At 57.7% G+C, this 22,636-nt stretch carries 16 protein-coding genes; 1 reads left to right on the forward strand and 15 read right to left on the reverse strand.

The features are described from left to right. Nucleotides 1–64 precede the first annotated feature (64 nt). From PQR54_RS25055 to PQR54_RS25065, 3 genes are all read right to left on the reverse strand, one after another. Nucleotides 65–397, reverse strand: a complete 333-nt coding sequence (locus tag PQR54_RS25055; protein WP_408250380.1) for a hypothetical protein — start codon at nucleotides 395–397, stop codon at nucleotides 65–67. A 211-nt stretch (nucleotides 398–608) separates the two neighbouring features. Further along, on the reverse strand, nucleotides 609–1,607 hold the full coding sequence (locus PQR54_RS25060) for a D-2-hydroxyacid dehydrogenase family protein (RefSeq protein ID WP_408250381.1): 999 nt from the start codon (nucleotides 1,605–1,607) through the stop codon (nucleotides 609–611). A gap of 416 nt (nucleotides 1,608–2,023) precedes the next feature. Continuing rightward, on the reverse strand, nucleotides 2,024–3,370 hold the full coding sequence (locus tag PQR54_RS25065; protein WP_408250383.1) for an MFS transporter: 1,347 nt from the start codon (nucleotides 3,368–3,370) through the stop codon (nucleotides 2,024–2,026). A 594-nt stretch (nucleotides 3,371–3,964) separates the two neighbouring features. Here PQR54_RS25065 and PQR54_RS25070 point away from each other — a divergent pair. Beyond that, a complete protein-coding gene (locus tag PQR54_RS25070; RefSeq protein WP_408250385.1) occupies nucleotides 3,965–4,717 on the forward strand; it encodes a Crp/Fnr family transcriptional regulator in 753 nt (250 codons plus the stop codon). A gap of 320 nt (nucleotides 4,718–5,037) precedes the next feature. Here PQR54_RS25070 and PQR54_RS25075 read toward each other — a convergent pair whose 3' ends face one another. From PQR54_RS25075 to PQR54_RS25130, 12 genes are all read right to left on the reverse strand, one after another. After that, nucleotides 5,038–5,817, reverse strand: coding sequence for an SDR family oxidoreductase (locus PQR54_RS25075; RefSeq protein WP_408250387.1), 780 nt, complete (start codon nucleotides 5,815–5,817; stop codon nucleotides 5,038–5,040). Between the two features lie 233 nt (nucleotides 5,818–6,050). Continuing rightward, nucleotides 6,051–7,538: a DHA2 family efflux MFS transporter permease subunit gene (locus PQR54_RS25080; RefSeq protein ID WP_408250389.1), complete on the reverse strand. Its 1,488-nt coding sequence runs from the start codon at nucleotides 7,536–7,538 to the stop codon at nucleotides 6,051–6,053. A gap of 162 nt (nucleotides 7,539–7,700) precedes the next feature. Further along, nucleotides 7,701–8,783, reverse strand: a complete 1,083-nt coding sequence (locus PQR54_RS25085) for an enolase C-terminal domain-like protein (RefSeq protein ID WP_408250391.1) — start codon at nucleotides 8,781–8,783, stop codon at nucleotides 7,701–7,703. A gap of 203 nt (nucleotides 8,784–8,986) precedes the next feature. Then, a complete protein-coding gene (locus PQR54_RS25090; protein ID WP_408250393.1) occupies nucleotides 8,987–10,162 on the reverse strand; it encodes an alpha-hydroxy-acid oxidizing protein in 1,176 nt (391 codons plus the stop codon). A 482-nt stretch (nucleotides 10,163–10,644) separates the two neighbouring features. Next, on the reverse strand, nucleotides 10,645–11,811 hold the full coding sequence (locus PQR54_RS25095; protein ID WP_408250395.1) for a porin: 1,167 nt from the start codon (nucleotides 11,809–11,811) through the stop codon (nucleotides 10,645–10,647). Nucleotides 11,812–12,899: 1,088 nt separating this feature from the next. Continuing rightward, complete coding sequence (locus tag PQR54_RS25100; protein WP_408250397.1) at nucleotides 12,900–13,526, reverse strand: GntR family transcriptional regulator; 627 nt, start codon at nucleotides 13,524–13,526, stop codon at nucleotides 12,900–12,902. 157 nt (nucleotides 13,527–13,683) lie between these two features. Next, nucleotides 13,684–15,120, reverse strand: coding sequence for an aldehyde dehydrogenase (gene aldA, locus PQR54_RS25105; RefSeq protein ID WP_408250399.1), 1,437 nt, complete (start codon nucleotides 15,118–15,120; stop codon nucleotides 13,684–13,686). 284 nt (nucleotides 15,121–15,404) lie between these two features. Continuing rightward, complete coding sequence (locus tag PQR54_RS25110) at nucleotides 15,405–16,748, reverse strand: MFS transporter (RefSeq protein ID WP_408250401.1); 1,344 nt, start codon at nucleotides 16,746–16,748, stop codon at nucleotides 15,405–15,407. 48 nt (nucleotides 16,749–16,796) lie between these two features. Continuing rightward, nucleotides 16,797–17,213, reverse strand: a complete 417-nt coding sequence (locus PQR54_RS25115; protein ID WP_408250403.1) for a Zn-ribbon domain-containing OB-fold protein — start codon at nucleotides 17,211–17,213, stop codon at nucleotides 16,797–16,799. Nucleotides 17,214–17,224: 11 nt separating this feature from the next. Continuing rightward, entirely contained in the window at nucleotides 17,225–18,406 is a 1,182-nt protein-coding gene (locus PQR54_RS25120; protein WP_408250405.1) for a thiolase family protein, read from the reverse strand. Then, nucleotides 18,403–19,620, reverse strand: coding sequence for a CaiB/BaiF CoA transferase family protein (locus PQR54_RS25125; protein ID WP_408250407.1), 1,218 nt, complete (start codon nucleotides 19,618–19,620; stop codon nucleotides 18,403–18,405). Before PQR54_RS25125 ends, PQR54_RS25120 begins: the two co-directional genes overlap by 4 nt. Then, the gene (locus tag PQR54_RS25130; RefSeq protein WP_408250409.1) at nucleotides 19,617–20,771 is read right to left on the reverse strand and encodes a CoA transferase; all 1,155 of its coding nucleotides are present in this window, start codon (nucleotides 20,769–20,771) and stop codon (nucleotides 19,617–19,619) included. The genes PQR54_RS25125 and PQR54_RS25130 overlap by 4 nt, the downstream gene beginning before the upstream one ends. Nucleotides 20,772–22,636: the final 1,865 nt, after the last annotated feature.

Consider the following 22,636-nt stretch of genomic DNA (forward strand, 5'->3'; position numbering starts at 1 on the left):
ATTGACGCCTTCGCCGCGCGGTTTCGCGCATTTCAGCGACACTGTCGCTGCGCTTCACTTAGACTCAGTTCACCACCTTGGACGCCGACCGTGTCATCTGCTTTTTCATCGGTACTGTCGTGCGGCGTTGCTGCAAGTGGCGAATCGACTCGCTGATGCGTGCGTACACTCCGCGAACGGCGACGATTTGAGAAAGGGTGTTATCCAGCAACAGGGGCTTGTGAAACGAACAGACGATCCATACCAGGGCGACGATCTCGGGGTCGGCTCCGCACCGGGTTGGCGCGCCGAAGCGATCCGGGAGCGCGTCGAGCATCCGTTTGCGAGGCGTACCAGCAGCCATCCTCCTGAGTTGGCGGCGCCACATCGCCACATGCGATTTTGCCGGGTGCGTCATCTCCTCGCGCTTTTGAGCCCACTGTTGCCCGCATCGCCGACGGCCGCTTCTTCATGACCGTGCAACAGCACATGCGTCTGCGAGATATCCGACTCGCGCACCGGCTATCTCATCAGCCGTCGAACGTCGCAGGGACAGCAGGCCGTTTGCGGTAACCAGGGTAAGGGCGGTACGAGGGGCCTCCGTTACGGATTCCGCTACGGGTCCGCGGCTAGTCGCTATTCTTCTCGCGCAGATAGTCGATCAGCTTGGCGAAGACAGAGCCGAACAGCAGCTCGTAGCCTTTCTTCTCGACATATCCGATATGCGGTGAACACACGCACCGCTCCGAGCTCAGCAGCGGATCGTCTTGCGGCAGCGGCTCCGTGTCGTAGACGTCGAGCGCCGCCATCCCGGGACGACCCCGCTCCAGGGCACGAGCGAGCGCGCCGGGCGCGACCAAACCCGCACGACTGGTGTTCACAAAAAGACTCGTGGGCTTCATGCGGGAGAGGTCCTCGAAGGTCACGATGGCGAGCGTCGAATCGCGTTGTCGCAGGTTCACGGACAATACATCCGACCGCTCGAAAAATGCCTCACGCGAGTCCGCCGCTTCATACCGGTCGGCGAGGGCTGCCGCACGCGAGCGCTCGCTGCCCCACACCAGGACTTTCATGCCAAAAGCGGTACCATAGCGTGCGAGTATCGTGCCAATACGCCCGTATCCCCAGATGCCCAGCGTGTCGCCGTGCAGCGAAACGCCAATGCCGAAGTTCGCAGGGAAAGAGCCCCCCTCAAGGCCGGTGCATTGCCAGCGGCCGTGTTGCAGATGTCGAACGTACTGAGGCAGCCGCCGACGCGCCGCGAGGACGAGCGCCCATGTCAGTTCGGCGGCTGAAATGGACTCGCCCTCGCCTTCGAGGATCGCGATGCCGCGCGCCTCACACGCCCCGACGTCAACATGCGCGGTGGAATCGCGGGCAACGAACCCCGTTTGCACGATCACGCGCAATCGCGGCAGGCGCTCGATCACTTCGCGCTCGATCCGCGAGCGCTCGCGGATCAACACGACGACGTCGGCATCCGCTAGACGCGCAACCAGCGCGTCCACGGATTGGGCCGAATCGCGGTATATGACAATGTCGGCGTCTGGCAAACTCTCCTGCAGCCTAGCGAACGCATCGAGATGACGCACCGCGTCCTGAAAGTCATCTAGTACAACTATTTTCATGGTGGTGTCCAAGGCAGTCATAGATTGGATCGAAAAAAAGTAGAGACGGCCGCTATATTCTGACGGCCGGGAGGCGAGCATGCGCAACGCGCGCGTGCTGTCTGTCGGGAACACGAACGTCGAGATAGCCTATTGCGTAGATCGCCGACGACGTTCGAACTCGAAATGTACCTTCGCAAGCAGGAGCTTCTTGCCCCGCTGCCCGCTGACGATTCGGGCGTGACGAACGTCGTTCCGGGGGACCTTTCCGGCGATTCTTCGGAGATCGCCGGTACCCGCGTGCTGCCCTCTCGCCCAACGGCGGCTGAGCGCGGAAGCGTGCGTAGTTAAACGCCTCAAAACACTTTGAGATTTGCTCGTTCATTCGATGATCCTTTGTCTCACTGGGCATCGGCAATTGACGTCCCTGCCTGTTATCAACCCCCCGGTTTCTCAACGGCGGGCTGCGTCGAGGCGACGCCTCTCACCTGAACTCTCGACCGCGTCCTATTAACGGGCCACGGCAAGGTCGAGACGCAAATGGCAGCGACCAGAGCAGCAAAGGCAATCGCAAACAAACCGTATATCGGGTCGCCCATCGCCTGGGATACTTGAGCGCGCAGGTTCGGTGCGATGAACGCACCAACAATCCCGAGAGAGCTTGCAAACCCCAGGCCGCGCGCAGCCGCTGCTCCCGTCAGATACCTGGGGAGGAAGCTCCAGTAGATCGGACCCACAGTCACGAGCGAAGCGACCGCGATACAAAGCAAGATCATGCGCATCAATGGACTGCCATACGCTGAGAGAGCAAGCGACAGGCCGGCCATTGAAAGCAGGGTCACTGACATGACACGATGGCGGTTGATCCTGTCCGCAAGGGCCGGCAACCAGATGCACGCGGCGCATCCGAGGGCCCAAGGAATAGCAGAAACCAGGCCGACCTCCAGCCCCATCTTTTTGCCAAGCAATGCAGAGACCTGGGACGGCAGATAGAACAAGGTGCCGAAGATGGCGATTACCGCAAAAAATTGGATGGCCGTTGCCCGCCACACCTTCGAGTCGCCAAGGATCTCCGTCCAGTTTCCTGCCGTACTCTCCCCTTTCTTTGAGGATGCCTCAAGCGCGAGATGATTGACTAGCGCGGAGCGCTCTTCCTCGGACAGCCAGCGCGCCTCGGCCGGAGTGTCATCCATATACCAGTATGCCCAGACCCCAACCACACAGGCTGCCAGACCTTCGATCAAGAACATCCATTGCCAGCCTGCGAGCGAAAGAAACCCGTCCAGACCTAGCAATAGCCCTGATAGTGGTCCCCCGACGACGAGGCCCAGAGGCCCGGCAATTCCCAGAAAATAGCCCAGCGCCTTTCCGCGGGACTCATCCGGAAACCAGCGGCCCATGTAATAGATCGCTGCAGGGAACAGTCCGGCTTCGGCCGCTCCCAGCAAAAGCCGGAAACCGTAGAAAGAAAGCGGGCCTTTGGTGAACATCAGCGCGGCGCTTGCCAGTCCCCAAGTCACCATGATCCGCGAAATCCAGAATCGTGCTCCCATCTTGTGCATCATCATCGTGCTCGGCACTTCGAGCAGCGCGTAGGTAATAAAAAAGAGGCCCGCGCCGAGAGCAAACGCGCTCTCGGATATTCCTGCGTAGGTTTGCAGATCCACCTTTACAAATGCGACATTCGCCCTGTCCAGAAAGGCCACGAGGTAAATGAGCATGAGGAACGGTATGAGCCGGCGTTCGACCTTGGCAGTCGCGCGCGACAGCGCTGGGTTAGTCACGGTATGTCTCCAATAATTGTTGTCTGTCGATGCCGAATAGCTCCAGCGGGCAATGCGGTGTTGCCCCCTAGTGTCGGGTGACCGCGCTTATCTTCGCCAGATATGTCGCCCAAAGCGAATCGACGCAGCCGCTCCGCCATGGACGGCCCTACCGGAAATCTGTCGTGATCGTTGCATGTCGGAAATCCTTGAGATCGCCCTCGTTGGGACTACTGCGCAGCCTCGTGCTCTGCGGCAAAAGCCGTGTCCGGTCATATGCGCCTCATGGGCGGTCCGCAGTCAAAATATAATTTATATTTGCCGTGGCGACAATGACGCATGCTATGGGACAAACCCTGTAGCCCGCTTGCTCATACAGTTGCCACATTGTTGGCAGGTGCGGTTTGCTTCCAACCGACCAGCGTGAGCGATAGTCCGGGATGGAAGATATGGCCACGCACGTCGACGGCCCTGGTTACGTGGACGGGAGGGTGGCGTTCACTACGAAAAATGTCCCTTACCCCGGCTACATCTTTGACATCCGCCTCGCGTTTCGATGACAATTAGGTGCAGGCACGGCTTCAGGCCTTCCAAGCAAATTGGGGAGACAAGCAGATGAATCGGCGACACGCCCTGGGCGTGCATAGAAAGCCAACCGTCGACGAGATCGGCCGCATTGCGTGGCTGCGGGCAGTGGAACCCCATCTCCTCGACAAAGCGACGAGCGCGCTTCAGTCTTTCGATATCGGGCCCAGTGGCCTGATTTGCGAATTGGGCGAGCCAGTAAGGCACTGGATCGGCGTGATCAACGGATTGGTTAAGATGTCCAATACAGATCGCAACGGACACACCGTGACGTTTGCCGGCTTGCCGCCGGGAGGGTGGTTCGGCGAAGGAACCGTACTGAAACGCGAAACCTATCGATACAGCGTGCGAGCACTGCGTCAAAGCGTTGTCGCAGCGTTGCCCATCGAAATATTTTTCGATCTCCTAAACAACTCAATTGGATTCAACCGCTTCGTGATGGATCAGTTGAACGAACGGCTCTCGCAATTTATGGGCTCGCATGAAAGTGATCGCCTGAACGGTCCTGATGAGAACGTCGCGCGATGTCTGTCACAGCTTTTCAATCCGAGGCTGTTTCCCGGCAGCGGTGACGGACTGCGCATTACGCAGCAGGAGCTCGCTTATATAGTTGGTCTATCCAGGCAGCGTGTGAATCAGGCGCTCATTTTGCTCGAACAGGAAAAATTGATCTCGATCGAATATGGGGGCCTTAAAGTGTTAGACGTAAATGCGCTGGCCCGTTTTGAACGCACGTGCCCGGGTCCACGGTCACTACGGTCTATAAATACATCAGACTCCTAAGTGACGTAGGTCGGTAGATCGGCAAGGTTACGGGATTAGCGATGGCCAAAACGCGCTACAGTTGGCCCCTTCGAACCAATTCATCTCGCTCTCGTTGCGAACGTGCTCGAACGCAAAAGTCGCTTCAAATGTATAGTGGTCACGCTCTGCTTGTTCTTCCGCGCGGCGTGTGAACGAACCCCGTTTGACGGACTCAGGCCTCATCAAATGCGGCAGTCGAACACGCGTTGAGCGACACCCACAGGCCTTCCAGAACATATTGTGCGACATCGACATGCCGCCCGTCGCCGGTGCCAAGAAGCCCATGGGATCGTGTGCTCTCAGAATGTTCCGGGGTAGGCCCCGCCGTCGATCAACAAATTCTGACCGGTGATGTAGCCGGCGTGGGCGCTGACCAGAAATGCGCAGGCAGCGCCGAATTCCGCGGGGTCGCCAAAGCGCCCGGCCGGCGTCGCCTCCATTTCCGCCTGCCGCGTCTCCGCGGGCGACGCATGGCGCGCCCGAGCGCGCGCCTCGATGAACGCGGAGAAACGGTCGGTATCGAAGTAGCCGGGCAACAGGTTGTTGATGGTCACGTTGTGCCGCACGGTTTTGCGCGCCAGGCCGGCGACGAATCCCGTCAGACCCATGCGCGCCCCGTTGGATAGTCCAAGCACGTCGATGGGAGCCTTCACCGCCGCCGAGGTGATGTTTACGATCCGCCCGAAGCGCCGCTCGATCATCCCGTCCACCGTCGCGCGCATCAACTCAATGGGCGATAGCATGTTGGCCTCAAGCGCCGCGATCCAGTCTTCGCGCGTCCACTGCCGGAAGTCACCCGGGGCCGGACCGCCTGCATTGGTGATCACGATGTCCGGCGCGGACAGCTCCGTCAGCGCCCGCTCGCGCCCTGCGGCCGTGGTGATGTCGCATGCCACCGCCTGCACCTTCGCGCCGGTGCACTCGGCAATATCCTCGGCCGTCGCGCGCAGGGCGGCCTCGCCGCGGGCGACCATCGTTACCTCCACGCCCGCCTCCGCCAGTGCCAACGCACAGGCACGGCCCAGACCTTTGCTGGCGCCGCAAACTAGCGCCCGGCGCCCCCTCAGACCAAGTTCCATTCAGCCTCCTCCTGATGCAATTGTCCGTCAAAGTTGTCCTGCCAGACCGAACGCAGCGGTGTCGATGCTTAAGCCAAGCGGAGTCTGCCGACGGGCAGACATGGCATTTACGCGGCGAGGGCGTACACCCTCGCCCTGACATTTAGACCACCGGCATTTCGACGCGAACCATTGCGCACTATCGTCAGGGCGTGGACGCGGCTCCCTGGTATCACTCGGGAGATGCTAGTGGCCTACTCCATTGCGGCATGCCCGACCGTGTCGTCTTCCGTACTTTTCGCCGGTCGTATCAACAGCACTAGTGGAACGACCAGGAACGTCGCAGCAAACATTAACTTAAAGTCGTCCAGATAGGCGATCATCGAAGCTTGCTGCGTGACCGACTGATTGAGCAGTGCGAAGTCGTAGGTCGACCCGCTCGCGAGTATCGGTTGCATTGACGGGTTGAAGACGTTCACATTGGCGGCGAGATCAGCGTGCGCAACCTGCGTGTTGCGCGTGATCAACGTCTGCATAATCGAAATGCCAATACTGCTGCCCATATTGCGCATCAGGGCATAGGCTGCAGTGCCGTCAGCTCGCAATGCCGGGGCGAGAGTGGAGAATGTCAGGGCACTAAGCGGTACAAAGACAAGTCCAAGGCCGAAACCTTGGATCACGCCGGGCCATACGATATCCGACACTGACAGCGTGATCGTATAATGCATCATTTGCCAAAGCGCAAACGCTGAGGTCAGAAAGCCTGCAACGAGCAAAAATCGGGCGTCGATCCGGTTCAGCAACCGACCAGCGAACAGCAAGGCTACCATTGTGCCGACCCCGCTTGGCGCAGTTACAAGCCCGGTCGTCGCCACGGGATAACCCATCAGGTTCTGCAGCATCGGTGGAAGCAGCGCACGCGTCGCATACATCACCCCCCCGACAACGAATATGAAACACGCGCCGGTGGCGAAGTTCGCATTTTTGAACAATTGATATCGAAAGAACGACTTTGGCCCTGCGGTAGCGGTGTGCGCCAGGAAAAAAACGAAGCTCAGCACCGCAAGCAGCGCTTCGATACGAATTTCCAGCGAGTCGAACCAGTCCAGTTGCTCGCCGCGATCAAGCATTGCCTGGAACGCACCGATTGCAATGCTAAGCATCACGAATCCGAAGGCGTCAAAGCGAGTTTCGAGTTTGCGCGCCTGCCTTGGTAGAAAGGTCAACACACCAAAGAGCGCGAACGCGCCGATTGGCAAGTTGATAAAAAATACCCATCGCCAGTTGTAACTGTCGGTCAACCAGCCGCCAAGCGTCGGGCCTAGGATCGGACCCACCATCACCCCCATGCCCCATACCGCCATCGCCTGCCCCTGCTTTTCGCGTGGATTTATGTCGAGCAAAATTGATTGCGAAAGCGGCACGAGCGACGCGCCGAAGAGGCCCTGCAGCAAACGTGAGGCAACGATCTGACTCAAAGTTTCCGATAGTCCACAAAATGCTGAAGCCACCGTGAATCCCGTGATCGATATAGCGAGGACACGCTTGATACTCAGACGCTCAGAGAGCCAGCCCGTGAGAGGCATAGCAATCGCCGCAGCCACAATATAGGAGGTCAGCACCCATGTGATCTCATCTTGGGACGCCGACAAACTTCCCTGCATATGCGGCAACGCGACGTTCGCAATGGTGCTGTCGAGCGTCTGCATTAGCGTCGCAAGCATGATCGAAACGGTGAGCATGCCACGATTTACCGGAACCGCCGCGCGACAGGGCATTACCTCAACGGCCATAGATAGGAGCCTTTTATATCAAGCGTGCAAAGAGTAATCGCAAGACCGAAGGCCTGACCTTCGGCGCAATCAAGGAAAAGATTTCGGCGACGTTTTTGATCAATAGTCCTTTTAGATCGAAAATTCCTTCACGGCGTCTTCATTCCAGGCCATCCCCAGTCCCGGCCCCCGGGCCGTAACCATGCCATCAACGGGTAAGAGACGCTCCTGCAGTATTCCGCCTGCAAAGTCGAGGTATTCCAGCCAGTGGAACGTGGGGCTAACCGCAAGTACATGGGCGCTGGCTTCCACGAAGAGATGACTCGAAAGCGGCAATGAAGCAGCCTCTGCCAGTGCGGCCGCCTGCATCCAGCCGGTGACACCGCCGATTTTCATGATGTCGGGCATGGCGAAGTCAGATGCGCCGGCGCTGATGGCTTGCTGCATGCCGCGCGGGAACCACCAGTTCTCTCCAGTTTGAATCCTTGCGTGGCCGGCACGCCGCACCTCGGCATGACCGATGACATCCTCGGCTGGAACGGGTTCTTCCACCCAGTGCAAATCAAACTCTCGCAAACATTCGATTCGACGCTTCGCCTCTGCTGGGTCAAGACTCTGGTTGTAATCCACCATTAGCGCGACGTCCGCCCCAATCAGATCGCGGACACCTCGAACCACCTGATAGTCGCGGGCCAATTCCTCATAGCCGATCTTGATCTTGACGCCGCGAAATCCGCGTTTGCAGGAGTTCAGTAGCGCCTGCCCGTCCGCTTCCAGGTCGACCATCCCATAGCTGTCGTATGCACGGAGCGGTGTCGGCCTGCCCCCAAGCAGGTTGACTACTGGCATGTTCGCCGCTTTGCCTAGCGCGTCCCAGAACGCCATGTCTAGCCCCGAGATCACCATGCCGGCGAGCCCTTGACAACCCAGCAATCTGAGCTTGGCGTGGAACTCTCGCATGCGCTCATACGGAAGGACAGCTTTCCCGACTAACTCGTTTCCAAATTGCTCGACAATTGTGACCAGTGGTTCGAGCGCGAAAGGGGTGTAGCCAAACAGATAGGAGCTGCCGACGATTCCCTCTCGGGTGTGCACGTCAATCAGGACCAGCGGCGCCGCCGGCACATCCCCGACGGCCGTTCGAACCGGTCGAGCAATTGGTACCACTACGGCTCGCGCTCGCACTCTTTCGATCGTTAGGTTAAATCCGCTCATGCTTGTCTCCAGTCGTCATTGATTGCGTGGCCAGCTAAGTTTTGACCGCGCTCCCTTGCGATCCGGAAGCGTGGGTGCAAGGAGTCGCAATTCGGCACTCCCGGCATGCCGTGACGCACCTGACATGCCTCCAAGGTGCTTCTAAGGCTGAGAGCCGACCTCGCTCCCCGGGCCACGTCAAAGTCTCAAAAATAGCGCTTCGCTTAGCGACTTTTCGTCAGTCCGGCGTTCCTCAAGTCTGCAATGGTTGGATAACCATCAATCGCCATAAGGAGGTCAGCCTCAGCGAGGATTGACTTAAGAAAGTGGACGACGCCCTCTGTACCTCCCACGGCTAGCGCATACGCGTACGGGCGGCCAATCCCGACGCTTGTAGCACCCATTGCTAGCGCTTTCACTACGTCGCTTCCGCTACGCACCCCCGAATCAAAGAGTACCGGTGTTCCTTGCGCAGCCTTGACAACGTCTTCCAGCATTCCAAGCGCTGACAGCCCGCCGTTCGCCTGCCGTCCACCATGGTTCGAACACTGAATTGCGTTGACACCATGATCGACGGCTCGGCGAGCGTCGTCCGGATGGCAGATTCCTTTGACAATCAGCGGAAGTCGCGTGTTTTCACGTAACCACCGAATGTCATCCCAAGTCAGATGAGCACCGAATACATTTATCCATTCATGGGCGGCTGCAACCAAGTCTTCCTCAGGTGGCTGCTTCAGTCGCCGGATAAAATGTTCATCCGTGAAGTAGTTGGCGAGACAATGCCCCCGCAACTGAGGGAAATTTGCGAAATTCAGATCCCGCGGTCGCCATCCGGTTACCCAGGTATCGAGCGTGACTGATATTGCGTCGAACCCCGCGCGCTCTGCACGTCGAATAAAGCTCAATGCCAACTCGCGATCCTTCGGGAAATACAATTGGAAGTACTTCGGAGTCGTCCCAAGCGTCCGTGCGATGTCTTCCATTGGATCCATCGTCAGGGTTGATACCATCATGGGGATATCGGTTTGCACGCAAGCTTCGGCAGTACGCAAGTCCCCATGGAAATCTTGAGAACAAATACCGAGCACACCAATCGGACAAAGAAATATAGGCGCTCGCAACTGACGGCCAAACAACGAAACACTCAAATCTCTGTTGGGTCCTCCGTTCAGCGTTCGCGGAACCAATCCGAAATTTTGAAACGCCTCCACATTCTTGCGCTGGGTGAATTCGTCGCCGCAGCCGCCCGCAACGTAACTGTAGATCCATGGTGGCAAGATCACGCCGGCTTGACGTTCGAGGCTGGCGAAGTCAACTGGAAAACGAGGAACTATCCCCCGCAATCCGGCTTTATAGATGTCAACCTGAAAATCTCCGAAGTGTTGGTTTCCGTTGCCCATGTCTACTCCACTCAATGTTGAATTTTTTGCCACAGAAAATTTGGAATGCGGATATTCAACGCTTTCAAACCCCTGGCTAGTGAGACAAGCCCACCGGGTATCAGTGAATCGTTGAGCCGTACTTTCACACCAGAACGTCTCCGGCAAGCCCCATACCCGACCGCTGATGCCGTGCGATCCAGAAAACCTTTACTACGCCCTATCTCCCCAGGAGACCCATCAAACCGCGCGATTTGCCTTTCTTAACTGGACAGGAGGTGAGCCAAGTTATTCCTGCCTGGACCAATGCATGGCCCACCTCATCGACAGGATTGCGGCGACGGCACTTCCTTCGTGGTTTACTTGTTAGGCCTATTCTGGACGTTTCCATAATCACCGCGTTCCTAATGCCAATTCATCGCTTACCTTCTGCCATAAGCTTGCCTGAGCTCCTCACCGCGGTCCTTCCAGCCCCGGATACATGCGCCCTGCGGACGCCCCCCTTAAAACTTGTGTCGCAGAGAGATGGTCGCTGCAACCTGGTTACTCGTCGAAGACGGCGACAAAGTGAAGACCTGGGCGACGGCCGCCTTGCCCGTTGAGTCACGTCCGGACGCGTGCTGTCCGAAGACAACGGCATAGACATCCGTACGCTTAGACAAGAAATAGTCAACACCAAGGTGCAATTGATGATAATTGACACCGCCAGCATTGCCGCTCGTCACGTCCGATCCCCGCGTGTAGGCGTATGACACACCCACCAGAATGTCCGGACGGGGAAGCACGTTAAAATTCGCTTCCCATGTGTTGAAGATTGCCTTCCCTCGCAGCCCCTGCGGATTTAGCGTGGCGCCAGGTTGGAAATTCTGGAACTGAACATTCGTGTATAAGATTTGGGCGGTCGCCGTGCCGAACGTATATCCGCCGGCTGCGCCGACGATCTGTAGCGTTTGGGCGGACGCATAGCCCGAAAAGGCGACAACAGATGACAGATTGTTTCCGGTAGCACTGGAACTCGGGTTGTTGCTGTAATACGAAAAGTTAGGGTTGCGCGCAACCAAGTAGGCCGCGCCAAGCTGGAGCGGTCCTTGTTTATATCCGGCACCCACCGAGTAAACACGATTTTGTGCGAAATTGCCGGCGACTCCGCCCGGGCTAAACACACCACTGAAACTCAGACCGTTAAAGCTGGGACTCACATACTTGACGGAGTTGTTGACGCGATAGTCGTTTCCTGTGTTGTCCAGGTCGCCCGGATGATTTGCGTATCCGCCTGCGGTCGTGCCTCCAGCTTTCATCGGGACCACGTAGTCGACTATTGAGTCATATTGCCGGCCCAGGGTTACCGTGCCCATAGGACTGGACAGACCGACAAAAGCCTGACGTCCGAATTCCGCGCCACCTTGCGCCAGCGCGCCGGTGTTTACAAAAAAACCATTCTCGAGAGTAAAGATGGCTTTGAGTCCGCCGCCCAAATCTTCGCTTCCCTTGAGTCCCCAACGGTTGCCTTGAAGGCCCGCCGGGGCCTCTGACCATTGCTTCCCTCCCTTAGCGTTGTTGACGTACAAAATCCCAACGTCAATGACACCGTAAAGGGTTACGGAATTTTGTGCTGCGGCGATACCAGAAAACGTCGCAAGACCAAGGGCGACAGCAAGCGATTTCTTCATCTTTATCTCCATGAAATTATTTTTTTGTAGTACTAAATGAACGTATACATATGCTCGAGTCCGACCAAGATCGCGTGTGCGATAACGCCTTCTACAAATCCCTACAGAAGCGTGCACCGAGGCCACGACCGAACCGCGATGCATAAGCACGATCGCTGCTGACGCAGTGTGATCCGTCGCTTTCTTCGTACGATATGCATCTGGTAACTTCCCAGCGCAACAAAAGCACGCCCAAAATATAATTTATATTTCTTCGCTTCGCAATACAGCGCCCTGTGGGAGAAACCCTCGGTTTGCTGCGGGTACCGGCGACAAGCTCCTCTGTGGCCGGAGCCAAGCTCGTGCTCGAACACCGAGCCGCGATGGTTCAGAAAGCCACGTTTAGCTGGAGGACTGACGGATCAGTCGCGGAGGGTTGGAAGGCGCCTCGTTGCCGCCTCCGTTTGACGCCAAAGCTGCGCCTGGGCCAGACGAAGGTGCGAGCGCTATCGCGCCGAGTCACATCCAGGGCCGACAAAAATGCAGCCGCCTTCGACTTCGGCGCTGTTCCGATGCTCTCGAAAGCGTATGTGATAACGTTGGTGACCGAGTCTCGCGAAAGGCGCTGCATTATCGTGTTTTGGCCTTTCGAGTGGCCGGACAAGCCACTCTGGAATCGCGCTCGGCATTGCGCGGATCAACAGCCCTTTCGGGCGCAACGCAAAAAATCATGCCCAGAGGTACGGGGCTGCGCGTCAGGGTCGCGAAATTTGTCCACTTCGGCGTCACAGTCACCACGCGCGATGACTTGTGTTAGTAAGAAAGAATCAGGCCGGATTAACATGCAGCTCTAGCCGATCGGGATCGGTACGACATACAAAGCCTTTGTTGCGACACCCAATCAGTCGCCCTCGCGCAGAAACGCCGCCGACCCGGAATGCGACAGCCCGGTGGCCCCGATCGACCAGCTTGTTCACCGTTCAACGATCTTCAAACTGACCGTTTTCGTCCCGCCGTCGAGCTGAACCTGGCGACCGTCGCGCCCTGTGGTCACGAAAGCCCCTGATCAACCGACAGGGTGGTAGGAGACGCCAGACGGTCCCTTGATTCTAGCCGGCTTGAGCCCTCTCCCAGCCATGCTTGATATGGTCGCACATGGTAGCAACGGCGGAATCGATATCTCCTGCTTCTGCATGCGTTAAAAATTCGTCGTGTTCGCTCTTGATTTGCTTCAATCCGAGCGTCTGCTGCTCCTGATAGTTGAATGGATACTTCGCCCACAGTACACGTACGAATTGCAGCGTCTGGGGCCGCTGCGCCATCTCATAAAGTTTGAAATGGAATCGGACATTTCCTGCCCGAAGGGCGAAGATATTCTTCCCTTTCATCAGTCGGACGAGCTCTGCTTGAGCAGCCTTCAGCTCTTTCATGCCCTCTGGGGTCAGCTTGCGTAGCGCCTCCCGAGTTAGTTCGCTTTCGAGCAAAAGCCGTAACGAGAAAATCTCCGCCGCCTGATTGAAGTCAAGCTCCGGCACGCACAGGCCGCGATGAGGCTGGCTAACGATATACCCTTCCATCTCGAGTACTTTTAGCGCTTCACGAACGGGAGTTACTGATACGCCGAGCTGTTCAGCGATATCCACCTGCTTCAATTTTTCCCCGCGCGCATACTCGCCGGCAAGGATTTGCTCCCGGATTTTCTCCGCCACCTGGTCAAGCTTCGTCAGAAATGCCATTTCTTATATCCACCGTTGAACGTCCACTTCGTCCGGGCTTTTTCCGCCGATGCGCCCTTTTCCGAAAAGCAAAACGCCACCCCGCATCAACGGGATGGCGCTAATTATATAATGTATATGTCGCCTCGCGGGGGCTTGTTTTTTACCACATCGTGGTTTAGGCCTGCAGGTAGACGACGTGCGTGTGCATGAATTCGTAAAGCCCGTGTTTGCCATCTGCCCCACCGATACCTGACTTCCGAACTCCGGCGTGGAAGCCCTGCATCGCCTCGAAGTGTTCCCGGTTGATGTAGGTTTCCCCAAAATCAAGTTCGCGGCACGCTTTCATCGCGGCAGATAGGTCACGCGTGTAGAGTGAGGACGTCAAGCCATAGCTCGTGTTGTTTGCGAGGGCAATTCCTTCGTCGAGGTCGTCAATGATCTGGATAGGCAGGACCGGAGCGAACATCTCGTCTCGCATCACCGACATGTTGCCGTCGCAGTTTGCGATGACCGTCGGTAAATAGTGAAATCCAGGTCCATCAGAAAAAACTGCTCCACCGGTGATCACTTCTGCGCCCTGCTTGGCCGCCGATTGAACCATCGCGTCAACCCTGTTGACGCCTGCACGGTTGATAAGTGGCCCCATTTCAATGTTCTCATCGAGCAAGGGATTGCCGAAGCGGGTGGCTTTCATCGCAGAGGCGATCTTGTCGGTAAATTCGGCCGCGACTGAGCGATGAACGTAAACCCGTTCCGCGCTGTTGCAAACTTGACCACTGTTGAGGATCCGCGAGCTGCGAATCGCCGACACAGCGACCTCGAGATCGGCGTCTGCCAGAACGATCGCCGGAGCTTTCCCACCCAGTTCCAGATTCACCTTTGTCACATTCGAGGCCGCTGCCGACATTATTCTGGAGCCTGTCGAGACACTGCCCGTGAAGCTGATGAAGTCGACATCCGGGTGACTCGACAACGCGGCACCCGTCTCGCCGCAGCCGCCTACCACGTTGAATACGCCTTCTGGGAGATCCGTCTCCGCGACCAGGCGCGCAAACTCAAAACAGTTGATCGGCGTCTCTTCGCTAGGCTTGATCACGATCGTATTGCCCGTGACGAGTGCCGGCGCCATCTTTCTTGCGATCATGAACAATGGAAAATTCCAAGGCAAGATACCGGCCACAACGCCCAGAGGCTTCCGGAACATAAAGATCTGTTCACCGGGCCGGTCACTGGTGATGACTTCTCCTTCGATCCGGCGAGCCCATTCTGCCATATAGTCCATATAGTCTGCTGCGAAAGCCACTTCGACATTCGCAAGCCCGAGCGTCTTGCCCTGCTCCTCGCTGATAATTCGGGCGAGGCGTTCTCCATTCGAACGGATCTTGCCAGCGATTCTTCGCAGATAGCCAGCACGCTCGATTGCGGGCTTCTTCGCCCACGACGGCTGAGCAGCCTTCGCTGCAGCGACCGCCTCCTGAACGACGGCCGCAGATGCGACCGGCGACCGGGTTATAAACTCTTCGGAAGCCGGGTTAATGACATCAATGAAGCTTTCAGCATTGTGAAAACTTCCACCGATGTAGTGCTGGTAGGTGATAACTTTCGATTCCATTGTTGCTCCGATGCATACAATATATGGAAGAGGATGCTGCCCTGCGGCTTACTGCCCTCACACAGTGCGGTTCCGTTCGGCGCCTTTTGGTGAGACAGGAGCTTCGCTGTCCAGGAACAATGCCTCTTCGGTGGACAGGCGTCGTTACGTTGCCGTAATACCGCGCGTGCCGGTAACTCCCTAGTAGCTGACCGCGCGAAACGCCTTTGGCATTGTTTTCTCGATTTGGATCGATCAAAACGTCTCACCGGATATCAGCGATTTGACGCCATTGCTGGCCGTTATCATTCTCCCAACTGCTCGAGGGCGGCCCGCGTCGAGGCACCGCCATTCACCTGAACTCTGGAGCGTTGCACGTTGACGGGCCACGGCAAAGTCGAGACGCAAATCGCACCCACCAGAGCGACAAGGGCAATCGCGAACAAACCGTACGTGGGGTCGCCCATTGCCTGGGAAACAAGCGCGCGCAGGTTCGGTGCGATGAAAGCACCAATGATGCCAAGAGAGCTCGCAAAGCCGATGCCGCGGGCAGCGGCTTCCCCCGTGAGATACCGTGGCAAAAAGGTCCAATAAATAGGACACACTGTTATGACCGCAGCGCACGAGATGCACATGAACAGCATGCGCATCACTGGACTGCCATACGCGGTAAGAGCAAGCGACAGGCCGCCCACTGTGAACAGGATCACCGACATGGCACGATGGCGGTTGATCCTGTCAGCAAGGGTGGGCAACCAGATGCACGCGGCGCCCGCGACGGCCCATGGAATAGCGGAAACCAGGCCCACCTCCAGCCCCATTTTTTTGCCAAGCAATGCAGAAACCTGGGCCGGCAGATAGAACACGACGCCATAGGACGCGACTTGCCCAAAAAAATGGACAGCCGTCGCCCGCCACACCTTCGAGTCAGCAAGAATCTGTCTCCAGCTTGGGGGGGCTTTTTCTCCCGCCTTGGAGGACGCCTCAAGCGCAAGGCGATCAACTAGCGCAGACCGCTCTTCATCGGACAGCCAGCGCGCCTTGGCAGGCGTGTCGTCCATATACCAGTACGCCCAGAACCCAACAACACAGGCTGCCAGACCTTCAATTAAAAACATCCATTGCCAACCCGCGAGCGAGAAAAAGCCGTTGAGTCCCAGCAATAGCCCGGAAACCGGTCCGCCGACGACAAGGGCGATAGGCGCCGCAACAAAGAAATATCCGATCGCCTTTCCGCGCGATTTATCCGGAAACCAGCAACCCATGTAGTAGATCGCGGCAGGAAACAATCCCGCTTCCGCCGCTCCTAGCAGAAGCCGCAAGGCGTAGAAAGACAGTGGACCTCTGGTGAACATTAGCGCGGCGCTTGCCAGTCCCCAGGTCACCATAATCCGCGACATCCAGAATCTCGCCCCCATCTTGTGCATCATCATGGTGCTCGGTACTTCGAGCAGCGCGTAGGTAATAAAAAAGAGGCCCGCACCAAGTGCGAAGACGCTGTCCGAGATTCCTACGTATATTTGAAGATCCCCCTTCGCAAATCCGACGTTTGCCCTGTCAAGAAAGGCCACGAGGAAAATCAGCATGAGGAACGGTATGAGTCGGCGTTCGACTTTGGCAGTCGCGCGCGACAGCACTGGGTTGGTCACGGCGTGTCTCCATTCTTTGTTGTCTGTCGGTTTCGAAGGGGTCCTGTACTACCCGTCGATCAGCTTGAACCGAGGCAACACCGTGTCGTCTCCCAGTGTCGTGTAGACCAGACTTACCTTCGCGCCGATTGCGCATGCGCTGTCGTCGATAGTGTCAAGATTTGAAATCATGATCGGACCTTCGGCTAATCTCACCGCGATCACTTTGTACGGCGCCGGATAATTATCGAGGTAGGTCCGTTCAAAGCGAATCCATGAAATGACTTCGCCTTGCCCTGAGATGGGTTTCCAGACCAGCGCACTGCTCAGGCAGCGCGGACACGCAGGGCCCGGCGGATAGTGAAAGTGGTTGCAGTCCGAACAGCACTGCAACGCCATCGCTCCCTTCTTGATGCTTGTCCACATCGGGACGTCATAGTGGCCTAGTACCGCGCCCGCGGGAAATTGATTGTGGTCGTCAACCATGGGATGACCTCCTAGATGCCATAGATGATGGAAACAGCCTTTCCTGCCACGTCGGAGGTGTAATGAGCGAATCTCGCGCCATCCACTTGTCGCTCACCACACTGCCCGCGCAATTGCCTGACGCATTCGATCTGATGTGCCCAGCCTTGCATGTAACTCTCGGAGAGATGGCCCCCGCTGGTATTAGTTGGCAATGCCCCCCCGGGGCCAATACCCTTGTCACGAAGGAAGCCCGCTGCGTCGCCCACCGCGCAGTATCCGTAACCTTCCAGAGCAAGCGGAACGTGAACAGAAAAACTGTCGTAAACCTGAAACAGATCGACATCGGACGGCCCGATTCCAGCGACCTCAAAAGCCTGCCGGGCGCAGTCTTGCTGTGCAGGCAAATAGAACTCGGTCAATCGTGGCTCGAGGCTCGTTGCACCCGCATTCAGATCCCGGCGCCCGACCGCTTCGATAAATACAGGCTTTTGCTTGGCTGTGAGAGCCCTTTCTCGGCTCGTAATGATCAGCGCGACACCACCATCATTAATCATGCAGTAGTCGTACAGTCTGAGTGGTGCACAGATATGCCTCGCTGCCATATAGTCGTCCAGCGTGATGGGCTTACGCATGACGGCATTGGGATTGAGAGACGCCCATTGGCGCTGAGCAACCGCAACGCGCCCGAGGTCGGCGTCCGCGAATCCTCGCGCTTCCTTGTATGCCTGAAAGGTGAGCGCATAGAGCGCGCCCTGCGAGGTCATGCCCCACGGTGCGTGATACACGTAGGAGAGGATTGCATCGCCACCCATTGCTTGCGGACCGCCGTACTGGATCTTGGCCGTTCTCTGGTCGTTGCCATAGACCAGCGCGACAGTTTCGGCTAAACCGCATTCGATTGCAGAGACAGCCTGTGCGACGGAAAGCACCGCATCGGCCTGATCGCCCCAACGAGGGTCGATTCCCAGGACCTCCGACATGCGCTCGTAGGCGGTTGTGGGACCGACGATCAAGCCGTCGATATCGTCCTTCGAGATGCCGGCATCATCGAGCGCTGCGCGCAACGCGGTAACCGCGTATCCGTAACTGTCCGCAGGTTTCTCGCCTTGCCGCGACCGCTCCCAGTCGGACCGCCAGTCCGTGTGGCCGACACCAATCACGGCGGCAGCCCGCCGCATACGTGTCGCTCCAGCTGAAGTTCCTGCAGTCATTTCAACGCTCCCAGCTCTTCGAGCGTGCGGATCTGGTCCGCAGATAGTCCAAGATCCTCCTGTAGAACGGAGTGCGTATGTTCGCCGAATAGCGGCGGCGGCTCGAGTGCAACGCGTGCGCCATCAAGAAGGAAGGGTGGCGAACTGATCAGCGTCGGACCGACCTCGGGGTGCGGTACGTACTGCCAGTAATTTCGGGCGAGAAGTTGCTTATCGGTCTCAATGAGATCACGTGAGCAGGCTACAGAGGCCACCGGCACTCCGGCGGCCCGGAGCGTATCTACGACCTCACCCGCTCGCTTGTGAGATGTCCACTGGGAAAGAGCGGATTCAATTCTTTCGATGTTCGCGCGTCGCCCTTTCGCCGTGCGCAGATCCGGGTCCTGGGCCAGATCCGCTTGATCGATAACGTTCGCGAGCGCGCGCCACTGCTCGTCCTCCAGGACGGTGATGGCGACCCACGCGTCCTCTCCCTCACAACGGAAAATGTTGTGAGGCGCATGCGCACGATGCCGGTTCCCGACCGTCGGTGGCTCCGCACCGGTATGAGCCGCCTCGACGAGCATCGGACCCATGAAATTCACCGTGGATTCGACTTGCGAGAGGTCAATCCTAGCGCCGAACCCGGTCTTGCGACGGTGGCGTAGCGCTGCGAGCACGGAGAAAGCGGCATGGTATGGGTTGGCAGCATGATCCGGGTAATGTGTTCCCGGGCCGACCGGATGGGATGCGTCGTACGCCGTGTGCATCATGATCCCGCTCACGGCACTAATGGTCATGCCAACACCGAGAAGTTGCGCACGAGGCCCATCCTGACCATACATAGGCATCGACAGGTAGATCAAGTCTGGCTTGATCTCCTTCAGCGCCTCATATCCGAGGCCTAGGCGGTCCATTACCCCGGGTCCGAAGTTGTTTGTCACGACATCCGACTTCGCGATCAGTTCGAGAACGATCTTCTTTCCGGCGTCCGTCTTCAGATCAATCGCGACGCTTTTCTTTCCGGTGTTGCGAGAAGCAAAATAGCCACTGCGGTTGGTACCGGCAATGCCATCCTTGAATGGACCAGCCGTGCGTACGGTGTCGGGCCGCGTCATGCTTTCAATTTTGATCACTTCAGCCCCAAAATCCGAAAATACTTTAGTGCCGAACGGACCTGCGCCTGCCCAAGTGAGGTCAGTGAAACGAATGCCTCGAAGAATATCCTGTCTCATTGTTGAATCTCCTCTGCACCGAACGACCGTTTATCGATAGCCGGCGCTGCGGCCACACTCCACATGTCTTGTGAGAACCGATACGGAGCGCCAGGCATCGTGATGCCGGTGCCCAGCAACGCACTTGTGTCAAGACGCTTGAAGTAACCGGTATATGCCAGTTGCGGGTCGTCCAGAACGTCTTGAAGGGTTGAAGCCGGAGCGAGCACGATTTTTCGCTTTAAGCCCTGCTGTGTGATCTCTGCTTTCGTAAAATTGATAAGGAACGGCTCAATGGTTTGTCGAAATAGGTCTTTTGCCTCACGGGTGAGACGCCACTTGCGATCCGCCCAGCGCTCCTGCTCGAACTCCTGCGACGCAGGGTGGCCCACCTCTGCGATCCAAGACATCAACGAGTTCCAGGAAACCCCCAAAGTGCGCGGCGCGGCGAGGAAGATATGCCCGTCCTTGCAGGCGAGCACGTTCTCGCTTGCATCGCGTGTTCCCTCACCACCTCTCATGGAAACACGCCGTTCAAAGTCGTAAACCTGTATCGAGTTTTGGAGCGAATGCGCGATTGCCTCTTGTGCCGACAAGTCGATCACGTGCCCAGAGCCGCTTGCTTCCGTATCTAGGAGGGCCACAGACATAGCGACGGCAAGGTAGACGCCGGCAACCATCGTAGCCTGAGAACCTGGCAGCCGAAGCGGTGCATCCTCCACCCTACCGGACAGCCACGCGATACCCCCTGCCGCCTGCAGAACCAGATCACTCGCAGGCGCGTCCGCCAACGGACCCGTGCGCCCAAATGGCGATACTGACGCGACAACGGTCCGTGGCGAAGCATCCCTCAGCCATTCGATCTTGTCGTAAAGCGGGCCCCCTCGCTCGAGTACCACGGCGTCGGCGCCGACCGCGAGTTCACGAAAGGTTTCTAATCCCTCAGCCGTGCACAAATCGAGGGAGATTGCCGATTTGCTGGCGTTGAAAAACTCGAATTCGTACTTCGCGCCTGCGTCGTCATCGCTTATCGCAGCGATACGATCCATTGCGCCCTCCGGGGGTTCGACGCGCACAACCTTTGCGCCAAGGTCCGCAAAAAGCCGCGTTGCGTATCGCCCGAGATCGTACGTCAGGTCCAGAATGGTTACGCCGTCGTATGGTCCGGCCATAGATGCCTCACAAAGTAGTCAGTGAGAGAAATATAATTTATATTTTGTATGTAGGCAATGTGGCGGGCGGTGGGACTAACCCTGAGTTCTCGAAACATCAGGAATGCGGTATGGGCGACCCAGATGATTGAAAGTCGTCACTCTTTGAATCATCGTAAGAACCATCCGGTTCGTCGCGCACTACTTCGTGCGGATATCAGTCATGACGGCCGGCAAATTAGGCGGTTCGGATCTGGAGATGAAAATCGTCCCGCAAGTGCCGATGCTTGCTGGGCAGGCGCCTCGAGCAAGTCGGTTGTGAACTCGGCGGCGTGCGCCCGCGTTTGTCGCCGAGCCGGCGACCTAGGACGCGTTGACGGCCGCGAAATCGACCAGAGTGTGCTGAGCATTGATGCGTGGATTTCTGGAATGGTGAAAACTCGGCTATGCGATCAACGGAACTCGAGCGGAATCGTGAGGACCAGCCCGACACCATCCTTTCGCAGCGCGTGGCGCACGCTGATGGAAGGCATCGTCCCCGTGCCCCCAAGTGGGGTATAGCCTTATCTGCAACGCACTTCGAACATGTAGACCGCCGCGCAGGTCGCCATGCCCATCGCTTTTCACGCCGCCGACTACGTCTTTGATCTGTCCGAGGCGGTGGTCTTTCCGATTGCACCGCGCGGCGGCCATTCAGAAACGCGTCGCACCGCTCGACTTCGCGATTCGCGCGCGCTTGACACCTGATCAAATGGCCATCAGCTTGTCGGCAGTCGGCCCAGTGTGGTGACGCACCGATCGCGCACAATACCCGCACTTCGCAGTCGCCCGGCTTGATCGAGAGCGGCGTCGAGAGCTGTACGGGGCTCGGATCGAAGTGTTCGCGATCCATCGTCTGCGCGCGATGCAGCAGATAGCTAAACGGCAACGCGTATAGCGCGACCACGTCCGAGACGCGCCAGCGCACGGTCGTTTGAGTCTGCGTTTGCGCGCGCCCGGCGGCCAGCATGAGCTCTTCATCGTCGGGGATATACGGCTACATCATGTAACGGCCGTACCGATCGGCGCGAGGAAATCTCCTGTTTCAGGGATGTTTCGAAGAAGCTCATCCGCAATGTGAGGGCCTGGGCGGAATCTTCGATCACCGCATCGAACGCATGATCGTTCCGCGCCCGCGCCGACTGCACGACCCGATGAGGGACCAAAGGCTTTCAACGCTGCGGGTAGCGCGGACGATGTTCGTTGGTTCTCGTCGAACACATCCACGCTCTCAAACAGATCCAGCGTGGCAAGTGGCGCGCGGGACGCGAGCGGATTGCCGGTCTACAAATGGGAGTGCAGGGGACCGGGAGTCATGTCGTCGTCGTAGCGGGCGGCGTCGATTTCTTCGCACGTGATCACGATGGACGGCAGAGATATCCGGCCCTGATTGCCTTCGACAAGCACACGAGGTCCGGCCGCATACGAAGAAAGTGGTGGTGTGCGTCCGCGGTCGACGGAGATTTCATCGGCGATCGGATGCCGTCGAATTCGCCGAATAGCGCTCGAAGTCTCGCCAGTACAACGCGTCGTGAATCGACGTGCCGGCCGCGCATTGCACGAGCCGACACGGCACAGTATTGTTTTGACGCTCGGTGCCATTAGCGAACCTGCCGCGCGGAGCTTCGTCAGGAAGGCATTAATTCGGACACGGGCCACTAGCTCCGGCACCAACGAAGCCCTCCTGCCTGCAAGATGCCTCTACGTAAAGCCGGCGCTATCAGACGTGACGAATACGTAGCGATCGATTCAGTGGACGAGTGCAGTTTTACGTTCGACGCCCGTCGAGGTCTGTTGAAATCTTGGCGCGTTTACGCAAGTGAACAGTTGGTGGACAATGCTGCCGT

This window comes from Paraburkholderia phytofirmans (assembly GCF_046028095.1).
GTDB classification, from domain to species: domain Bacteria; phylum Pseudomonadota; class Gammaproteobacteria; order Burkholderiales; family Burkholderiaceae; genus Paraburkholderia; species Paraburkholderia phytofirmans_A.

What these genes read in the sequence shown, in the direction of transcription:
- PQR54_RS25055 (WP_408250380.1), bottom strand. Translation starts at nt 397, where the DNA reads ATGACGCACCCGGCAAAATCGCATGTGGCGATGTGGCGCCGCCAACTC.
- PQR54_RS25060 (WP_408250381.1), bottom strand. Translation starts at nt 1,607, where the DNA reads ATGAAAATAGTTGTACTAGATGACTTTCAGGACGCGGTGCGTCATCTC.
- PQR54_RS25070 (WP_408250385.1), top strand. Translation starts at nt 3,965, where the DNA reads ATGAATCGGCGACACGCCCTGGGCGTGCATAGAAAGCCAACCGTCGAC.
- PQR54_RS25075 (WP_408250387.1), bottom strand. Translation starts at nt 5,817, where the DNA reads ATGGAACTTGGTCTGAGGGGGCGCCGGGCGCTAGTTTGCGGCGCCAGC.
- PQR54_RS25080 (WP_408250389.1), bottom strand. Translation starts at nt 7,538, where the DNA reads ATGCTCACCGTTTCGATCATGCTTGCGACGCTAATGCAGACGCTCGAC.
- PQR54_RS25085 (WP_408250391.1), bottom strand. Translation starts at nt 8,783, where the DNA reads ATGAGCGGATTTAACCTAACGATCGAAAGAGTGCGAGCGCGAGCCGTA.
- PQR54_RS25090 (WP_408250393.1), bottom strand. Translation starts at nt 10,162, where the DNA reads ATGGGCAACGGAAACCAACACTTCGGAGATTTTCAGGTTGACATCTAT.
- PQR54_RS25095 (WP_408250395.1), bottom strand. Translation starts at nt 11,811, where the DNA reads ATGAAGAAATCGCTTGCTGTCGCCCTTGGTCTTGCGACGTTTTCTGGT.
- PQR54_RS25100 (WP_408250397.1), bottom strand. Translation starts at nt 13,526, where the DNA reads ATGGCATTTCTGACGAAGCTTGACCAGGTGGCGGAGAAAATCCGGGAG.
- aldA (WP_408250399.1), bottom strand. Translation starts at nt 15,120, where the DNA reads ATGGAATCGAAAGTTATCACCTACCAGCACTACATCGGTGGAAGTTTT.
- PQR54_RS25115 (WP_408250403.1), bottom strand. Translation starts at nt 17,213, where the DNA reads ATGGTTGACGACCACAATCAATTTCCCGCGGGCGCGGTACTAGGCCAC.
- PQR54_RS25120 (WP_408250405.1), bottom strand. Translation starts at nt 18,406, where the DNA reads ATGACTGCAGGAACTTCAGCTGGAGCGACACGTATGCGGCGGGCTGCC.
- PQR54_RS25125 (WP_408250407.1), bottom strand. Translation starts at nt 19,620, where the DNA reads ATGAGACAGGATATTCTTCGAGGCATTCGTTTCACTGACCTCACTTGG.
- PQR54_RS25130 (WP_408250409.1), bottom strand. Translation starts at nt 20,771, where the DNA reads ATGGCCGGACCATACGACGGCGTAACCATTCTGGACCTGACGTACGAT.